Source organism: Ruegeria sp. AF7 (assembly GCF_056541885.1).
Map to the genome: position 1 here is coordinate 1 of NZ_JBQFYX010000035.1, position 8416 is coordinate 8416.

The 8416-nt window shown below is 56.0% G+C and carries 6 protein-coding genes and 1 pseudogene; 4 read left to right on the plus strand and 3 right to left on the minus strand.

Annotated features, from left to right (window positions below; all coding sequences use genetic code 11):
• Positions 1-293 precede the first annotated feature (293 nt).
• A complete protein-coding gene (locus tag ACR0AP_RS20570; RefSeq protein WP_480509112.1) occupies positions 294-1229 on the minus strand; it encodes a LysR substrate-binding domain-containing protein in 936 nt (311 codons plus the stop codon).
• Between the two features lie 238 nt (positions 1230-1467).
• On the opposite strand from ACR0AP_RS20570, the gene ACR0AP_RS20575 reads away from it, so the two are divergent.
• The 4 genes from ACR0AP_RS20575 (at position 1468) to ACR0AP_RS20590 (ending at position 7925) form a co-directional block, all read left to right on the plus strand.
• Positions 1468-2418, plus strand: a complete 951-nt coding sequence (locus ACR0AP_RS20575; RefSeq protein WP_480509114.1) for an ABC transporter substrate-binding protein — start codon at positions 1468-1470, stop codon at positions 2416-2418.
• An 82-nt stretch (positions 2419-2500) separates the two neighbouring features.
• Entirely contained in the window at positions 2501-3529 is a 1029-nt protein-coding gene (locus ACR0AP_RS20580) for a quaternary amine ABC transporter ATP-binding protein (protein ID WP_480509116.1), read from the plus strand.
• Entirely contained in the window at positions 3529-5511 is a 1983-nt protein-coding gene (locus ACR0AP_RS20585; protein ID WP_480509118.1) for an ABC transporter permease, read from the plus strand. Before ACR0AP_RS20580 ends, ACR0AP_RS20585 begins: the two co-directional genes overlap by 1 nt.
• Before the next feature lie 14 nt (positions 5512-5525).
• A complete protein-coding gene (locus tag ACR0AP_RS20590; RefSeq protein WP_480509120.1) occupies positions 5526-7925 on the plus strand; it encodes a trimethylamine N-oxide demethylase in 2400 nt (799 codons plus the stop codon).
• Between the two features lie 139 nt (positions 7926-8064).
• Here ACR0AP_RS20590 and ACR0AP_RS20595 read toward each other — a convergent pair.
• Both ACR0AP_RS20595 and ACR0AP_RS20600 read right to left on the minus strand, forming a co-directional pair.
• Positions 8065-8271 (minus strand): annotated as a pseudogene (locus tag ACR0AP_RS20595) (DDE-type integrase/transposase/recombinase); the annotation flags it as partial.
• Positions 8272-8295: 24 nt separating this feature from the next.
• Positions 8296-8416 (minus strand): transposase (locus tag ACR0AP_RS20600; protein ID WP_480509122.1); only part of this gene is annotated, 121 nt, incomplete at its 5' end.

The following is an 8416-nucleotide window of genomic DNA, read 5'->3' on the forward strand; positions in this document are numbered from 1 at the left end:
CCCATACGGCAACAGATCGTCACTGGATATTCCAAGCTTCGCGCCGATCTCCTGGATCGGCTTCTTATTCGCTTCACGCGCAATTTCGATGTCGGATTTATAGCTCATTGGGTTTGGTCTCCCTGCGTGAGATAGTCTGAATTGGTCCGGCCAAAGCGACAAAACGCAGGGCCAGATTCGGTCGAAATTTTCTTTAAGGTAAATAAATATTCCCAAGGGTCAATACACGAGTTAAAAACGCCCAGGGGACATTTCCAAACATCAAGTCAAGAATCAGGGTTTTGCGACCAGGATCAGGCGTATCTTTTTCGACCCGCGCTGAGACCCAGCAACCAATCCTCGACGATGCGCTGTTCCGGGAAAGCTTTTTGAAGCGGCCTTTTCAGCAGGTAGTATCCGGATTGCGTTCGCACCGAAGCGTTCTGGACCGGCCTGACCAACGCGCCACTCTCAAGCAAGGGGTCAACAAGATGGGCCCAACCCAATGCAATTCCCAAACCATCGACGGCAGCCTGAACCGACAGTGGATAGGTGTTGAAAGCCACGGCCTGCTCCATCGACGAGGTGGAAACACCGTTACCGCTGAACCATGTACGCCATGTCATCCACTCCGCATGGCTGCTGGTGACTTCAATAAGGTCCAATTCCGGCAGCGCGGAAAGATCCGCCGCATTGGGGTTGCTTCTGAGGTACTCGGGGCTGCAAACCGGGAACACTGTTTCTCCGAACAGAAGCTTTGCCTCGTATCCCGGCCAATCGCCATCCCCACGCAGGATTGTCAGGTCCATGGAATCCGAAAGACACTCTGCGTCACTGTCCGAAGACACCAACGAAATACGGATACGGCCATTGGATTTGTTGAACTTGTGCAGCTGTGGCATCAACCACAAAGACGCAACAGAGTTCGTCGCTGAAATCGACACCTTGTTGGCCTGATGCTTGGCCAGCATTTCACGGCTGACGTCCCGCATCTGATCCAGTGACTTCTCGACAGTAGCCAACAGAATGGCACCTTGTTGTGTCAGTGACACCGAACGGTGACCCCGCACGAACAATGGCACGTCATAATGCTGCTCCAGCAGGCGCACTTTGCGGCTGATCGCAGTTTCCGAGATGTTCAGCACCTTGCTGGCCTGCGCAAAGCTTTGCGCTTTTGCCGCGGCTTCAAATGCCAACAAATAATCGAGCGGAGGAAGGACTTTCCCTGTGACTGATGTTTTCTTGGGCATTTACAGGACTTTTCCCGATCTGGACGCGGCCACACGCAAAAACATTCATGGACGCCCGTTGCCGTCTGAACGAACAACCGACTGTTATCATAGTAAAAAGTTGAGTTTGCCTCAAGATTTTATGGTCAACGCCCCTCAAATTTCTTTTCTGCATTATGAGCGATTCTAGGCAAAATGCACGAATTCGCGGGCCGGAAGAGCCCCTTTAACAAAAATGAACCTCACTCAGGGAGCGAACATGAAACTCACAAACCTACTTTCTGCTGCAACCTTGGCAGCGGTAGCGGGCACCGGCGCGATCGCCGAAGACAGCAGCGATCCGATCATTATCCCAATACACAACTGGTCAAGTCAGATCGTAATGTCTTACGTGGTCGGCCAGTTGTTCGAAGAGATCGGCAATAATGTCGAATATGTCACCACAGACAGTCAGGCGGTCTACGAGTCGGTGCGTCTGGGCGACGTCACGCTTGAGATGGAAGTCTGGGAAGGTGCATTTGGTGCATCCTTCCGCGCGGCTCTGGAAAAGGGTGGTCTGCATGATGCGGGCGACCACGATGCTGTCACTCGCGAGGACTGGTGGTATCCGATGTGGACCAAAGAGTCCTGCCCCGGCCTGCCGGACTGGAAAGCCCTGAACGATTGTGCGCATTTGTTCGCGACAGCCGAAACCGGCGACAAAGGCCGGTATCTGGACGGTCCGGTAGACTGGTTGAAGCATGGTAAAGAACGCGCCGAAGCGCTTGATCTTAACTTCACCGTGATCAACGCGGGTTCCGCCGCGGCGCTGTGGGCCGAGATCGGTGCCGCCGAGGCTGACAAGACGCCGGTTCTTGTGTTCAACTGGACGCCAAACTTTGCCGAAGCCGTCTGGCCCGGTGAGTTTGTGGAGTTCCCGGCGTGGGAAGACGGCTGCGACAAAGATCCCGCAAAGGGTCCAAACCCGGATGCGCTGTATGATTGTGGCAACCCGGCAAGTGGCTATCTGAAAAAGGCGGCTTGGGATGGCATGAAAGACAAGTGGCCAGCCGCGTATTGCGCCCTGACCCAGATTTCTTTCACCAACCCTCAGATCGCGGAAATGGCAAAGCTGGTCGACACTGATGAGCTTGAGCCGGAAGAAGCGGCAGAAGAGTGGCTGGACGCCAACCGCGCGGTTGTCGACCTCTGGATCAGTGCCTGCAGCTGATAACGGCTACGAATAGTGAATCTGGCGCGGCCTTGATCATTTTGTGATCCAGGGCCGCGCTCAACAAGAAAGAAAAGCAGCCATGTCCGCCATCGCGCCTGTTATATCAGCCAAGAATGTTTGGAAACTGTTTGGACCCTCGCCCGAGAGCTATCTGAAGTCCATGCCGGCAGGCCGCAGTTTCGACGAGATCCGTGAGGATGGATACATCGCCGGGGTCAAGGATGTCTCGATCGAGGTTGGCCGTGGCGAGATGCTTGTCATCATGGGGTTGTCAGGGTCGGGCAAATCCACGCTGGTGCGGTGTTTTTCGCGTCTGCACAACATCACCGGAGGCACGATCGAAGTAGACGGTCAGGACATCATGAAACTCAACGAGCGCGACCTGATCGAATTGCGCCGCAACAAGATGGGAATGGTGTTTCAGTCTTTCGGGTTGCTGCCGCACCGCACGGTTCTGGACAATGTCGCCTTCCCACTGGAAATGCGTGGGCAGGATCGCCACGACCGGCGCGAACGCGCTTTGGAGGTCATCAAGTTGGTTGGCCTTGAGGGCCGGGAAGAATACTTCCCACGGGAATTGAGCGGTGGCCAGCAACAACGGGTCGGTATCGCCCGGTCGCTGGCAATCGAACCGGATATCTGGTTTCTGGATGAACCCTTCTCGGCGCTTGATCCGCTGATCCGCCGTGAAATGCAGGATGAATTCCTGCGCCTGCAAGAAATGCTGGGCAAAACCATCGTCTTCATCACCCATGATTTCGACGAGGCGCTGCGTCTGGCGGACCGGATTGCAATCATGCGCAACGGCGCGGTTGAACAATGTGATACACCTGATCAGATCGTGATGAACCCGGCGACCGAATATGTGGCGAAATTCACCGAGGATATCGACAAGGCCCGCGTGGTGCATGCGAAAGGGCTGGCAAAACCGGTGAACGGCCATACCCTTGAAGGCGCGCCGATCAATGGCAGATCAACCATTCATGAACTGGCCCGGATTCTGGTCAACGATAAACGTATCCTGTTGCCGGTTGCGGATGAAACAGGCGTTGTCACAGGCGTTCTGGAACGCGGCGCTGCGTTGAATGTCCTGCTCGGAGCCGAATGATGGCGACGCTGTCCACTGATCTGCTCGAGTCGTCGGACAAGCCGTGGGGGCGCACCCGCGTGCTTATGACATTGCTGGTTGTCGCCTTTGCGCTGATCCTTGCCAAGGCGGTCGGAATTCTCCCTGAATGGTTGAACCGCATTCCCGAGGCGGCAATCCCGCCTACGGCGCAGATACTGGATGCGGTATTCAACTTCATCCAAAACGACCTTGGCCTGATCTATGTGACGCGCTTCATCGCCGAAGGCCCGCTGGAGTTTTTGTTGGACACATCGGCCAACCTTTTAGAAGGCAAGCGTCGCTGGCCTAATCTGGGACCGATCCCATGGTCTGCGATTGCTGCTGTTGCCGGTGTTGTCGGCTATGCCGTAGGGGGATGGAAGTTGGCAGCCCTTGGAGCGGGCACATTCATCTGGACGGCGGCAATCGGGCAGTGGAACATCGCCATGCAAACCATGTCCGTGATTGTTGTAGCAGCACCCTTGGCGTTCCTGCTGGGTCTGGTTCTGGGTATAACTGCGTGGAAATATGGCTGGTTCGAGCGGATGCTGAAGCCCATCTTGTCGGTGTTGCAGACCCTGCCCTTCTTTACTTACCTGCTGCCTGCGGTGATCTTCTTTAAGGTCGGGCCAACAGCCGGTGCCGTGGCAACAATTACGTTCGCCATCCCGCCGATGATCCTGATGACCACACTGGGTCTGAAGAAAGTCAGCCCCGAAGTGATCGAAGCCGGCCAGATGTCTGGATGTACACGCTGGCAAATGCTGCGGCATGTATACGTCCCAGCCGCCCGCACCGAAGTGCTGGTAGGTGTCAATCAGGTGATCATGCTGTGTCTTGCAATGGTGGTTCTCACCGCCTTTATCGGCATGCCGGGCCTTGGAGCCAAGTTGCTTGCAATGATGGGCAGCTTCAAACTTGGCCGTTCGTTTGAAATCGGCGTGACCATTGTTCTTCTGGCGGTCATGCTTGACCGGATGTCGAAGGCCTGGGTCGTCAAACAGCCCATTCATTTCGAACGCGGAACGCCATGGTGGAAACGGCACCGGATTCCGCTAATCGCAGTGGGTCTGTTCGTCGGGTTCACCCTGTTGTCGCAAGTGTTTCCGATCCTGGCTGAAGTTGGTCGCAAGCAGCATCTGAGCCAGGGAAAGGAAATCGACGATGTGATCAAGTCGGTTTTGGCCTTCGATGTGATCAAAGGGACAACCGAATGGCTGCGCTGGTTCCTGAACGTCAAAGTTCTGATCCCGTTTCGTGATACTTTGCTTGCCATTCCGACACCTGCGTTCATCCTGCTGGTTGTCTCCTTTGCCTATTGGATCGGAGGCCGCAAACCCGGTATCTATGCTGCGGTGTTTTTTACAATCGTCGCGTTTTCCGGCTGGTGGGATCGCTCGATCATCACGCTTTATACAGTGATTTCAGCGGTTGTGTTGGCAACTCTGATCGGTATCCCCTTGGGCGTTGTCGCAGCTCGGTCCAACCGCTGGTCCAAGAGTATCCTGCTGGCCTGCGACACTGCGCAAACCTTCCCTAGTTTCATCTATCTGATCCCCGCGATCATGCTGTTCGGCGTCAATGACGTGGCGGTCGTGTTTTCCATCCTGATCTTCGCCGCCGTGCCGCTGATCCGCTATACCATCATCGGTCTGGGAAGCGTGCCGCCGGAAATGACCGAAGCCGCGGATATGTCTGGTTCGACGCGCAGACAAAAACTGATGTCAGTACAGTTTCCACTGGCGCTTCCGACAATGGCCGTCGGGTTCAACCAGGCCATCATGTTCGCGTTCTTCATGGTCATTATTGCCGCGTTCATCGGCACGCAGGATCTGGGGCAGGAATTGCAGCGAACCCTGGCAGGCACCGAATTGGGCAAGAATTTTGTACTGGGTCTGAACGTGTCTCTGATGGCGTTGACCTTTGATATGGCAATCAGCAGTTGGGCCGAAAAGCGCAAGCGCGCTTTGGGGCTGGATTAACCGGAGTTGACCAGATGAACGTAAAACCCTTGTTTGAGGTGCCGTTCGAACGCAGCGGGGTGTTGGCTCCTGGCCTGCCCATCCTGCCGCATGGCACAGAACGCCATCCGGTTCCCGCAATGGGATCGCGCGCGGTTCCGGTGTCCAAAGGCGACACCATCACGCTGCTGGATCGCGATGGCATGCAACCGGCCGAGATGGTGTTCTTTGCCCCTGATCGAAGCTCGGACGCCGCCATGCTAGGCGCACAGGGACATGGGCGGCCGGAAGGGTTGATTGCAACTCTGGCGAATGGTTCGGCCTCGGGAAAGAAAGTGCTGCGCGCATTAGAGGTCGCGGGCTTCGATATCGGACGCGGAGATGCAGTCCGGGCTTTTTCAGCCGGATCGCGCGCGGGCGAAATGGCGCATTTCGTGGCGGAGAATGACGGACTGCTGATTGTCGCCGCACCGGGCGAAGCGATGCGGCCCGAGGACAACAATCCTCCGACTGACATCATTCTGTACATTCAGCGGGCAGCACCCGGCCTCGAGAAACCCGAAGTGGGTCCTCCCGATCCGCTCGCCGACCCTCTGAAGGACATCAACATTCAGCCGGGCAATGCTCAGTCCTACGAGGTCAAAGCCGGAGAATTCATCCAGATTATGGATATTCGCGGCCGCGAATGTTCGGATTTTCAGGCCTTCAGCTGCCGGGCGCTGGATCAGGGGATCGAGCGCGAAATCGATCCGACCACGACCCGCAGCCTGATGGGCAGCCTGTACCCGCAACCGGGGATATTTTCGAAGTACTGGTCCGTCGATCAGGAGCCCTTGATCGAAATTGTGCAGGACACCTGCGGACGTCACGATACGTTTGGGTTGGCCTGCACGGCGCGGTATTATGAAGATCTGGGTTATCCTGGCCATGTGAACTGCTCGGACAACATCAATAAGGATCTGGACCAGTATGGCATCCGCCCGCGCGGCGGCTGGCCTGCGATCAACTTCTTTTTCAACACGATGCTGGATGACGCCAATGCCATTGGCATGGACGATCCCTGGTCGCGACCGGGTGACTTCGTGTTGCTGCGCGCGCTGACCGATCTGGTCTGCATCAGCACTGCCTGTCCCTGCGACATCGACCCGGCCAATGGCTGGAACCCGACCGACATTCAGGTGCGAACCTACAAAGCGACCGAGGATTTCAAGCGATCCTATGGCTACAGAAAATCTGCGGAGGCGGATGTGGAAGAAACCAAGAAAACTGCTTTTCACGACTGCTTTGCGCGTCATACCCGTGATTTCGTCGAATACAACGGCTACTGGCTGCCCAACACTATGACCAACCATGGCGCAATTGCCGAATACTGGGCCTGTCGGGACAAAGTCGCCGTGATGGACCTGAGCCCGCTGCGCAAGTACGAAGTTGTCGGCCCGGATGCCGAAGAGCTGATGCAGCTTTGCGTGACTCGCAACATGAAAAAGCTGAGCGTTGGTCAGGTGGTCTATACGGCCATGTGTTATGAGCATGGTGGCATGATCGACGATGGCACCGTCTATCGTCTGGGAGAGACCAATTTTCGCTGGATCGGAGGCAACGACACCAGTGGTTTGTGGCTGCAGGAACAGGCGCGCAAGCGGAACCTGAACGTCTGGGTGCGCAGCTCGACGGATCAGTTGCACAACATCGCGGTTCAAGGGCGGCACAGCCGCGACATCCTCTCGCAGATCTTCTGGACCCCCCCCCAGCAGCCGACCATTGAAGAACTACCCTGGTTCCGGCTTACAGTGGCCCGGGTCGGAGATGTACGTGGAACTTCGGTCGTGATTTCCCGGACCGGATATTCCGGCGAACTAGGGTACGAAATTTTCTGCCATCCCAAAGACGCCGTCGAGATATTCGACCGTGTCTGGGACGTTGGTCAGAACTACGGAATTGCCCCGCTTGGCCTTGCCGCGCTCGATATGTTGCGGATCGAAGGCGGCCTGATCTTTGCCGGATCCGAATTCGACGATCAAACCGATCCGTTCGAGGCTGGCATTGGCTTTACCGTGCCGCTGAAATCAAAGACCGACGATTTCATCGGGCGGGCGGCGATCGAAGAACGCAAGGCGCATCCCCACCGCAAACTGGTTGGTTTCGAGGTCGAAGGGGGCACGATCCCCTCGCCCGGCGACTGCGTGCGCATTGGAAAAGCGCAGGTTGGAGAGATAACCAGCGCAATGAAATCACCCATTCTGGGTAAGGTCATCGCGTTAGGTCGGGTTTCGGTTACACATGCCACCATTGGGGCAGACATTGAGATTGGGCAACTGGACGGGCAGCAAAAGCGGTTGAAAGCCACGATCGTTCCATTCCCGCACTTTGATCCGACAAAGGAACGTGTGAAAAGGATATACGCAGAAGCGACCGTTCCGGACGCTGCAGAGTAGCCGCAAAAAGGTGACGACATGCGAGGTCATCATGTCGGATCGTTGCCAGGCCTCAAGAAAGCATTCGTCATTTGGTTTTGAGATACGGATGTGTCGCAAACATTTGGAACGGCCAAAGTCAGCGACTTACTGGATACACCTATCCTGCGAGCCCGGCGAATAGCTGGAAGCCAGACGTCGTATTGCTGGAGAATTGCCGCTTCCTGATCATGTTGGCGACCTCGATGCCGTCCAGTGTAGCCGAGGCGGATCTGAACGACTTGAACCCACACATGTGCCGTACGCGACGCTTGATAAATCGATGATCCTGTTCGATCAGGTTATTCAGATACTTGGACCTGACGGTTTGGATTTTGGCTAGGGTCAGGATTCATAACCAATAGATGACGGTTGCTGCGAGCGCGATGGCGGAAAGGAATACTTTGGGGCATCGGTCATAGCGGGTTGCGACCCGCCTCCAGTCCTTGAGCCTGCCGAACATGTTCTCGATC

Coding starts and splice junctions, on each gene's coding strand:
- ACR0AP_RS20575 (WP_480509114.1), top strand. CDS start 1,468: ATGAAACTCACAAACCTACTTTCTGCTGCAACCTTGGCAGCGGTAGCG.
- ACR0AP_RS20585 (WP_480509118.1), top strand. CDS start 3,529: ATGGCGACGCTGTCCACTGATCTGCTCGAGTCGTCGGACAAGCCGTGG.
- ACR0AP_RS20590 (WP_480509120.1), top strand. CDS start 5,526: ATGAACGTAAAACCCTTGTTTGAGGTGCCGTTCGAACGCAGCGGGGTG.
- ACR0AP_RS20580 (WP_480509116.1), top strand. CDS start 2,501: ATGTCCGCCATCGCGCCTGTTATATCAGCCAAGAATGTTTGGAAACTG.
- ACR0AP_RS20570 (WP_480509112.1), bottom strand. CDS start 1,229: ATGCCCAAGAAAACATCAGTCACAGGGAAAGTCCTTCCTCCGCTCGAT.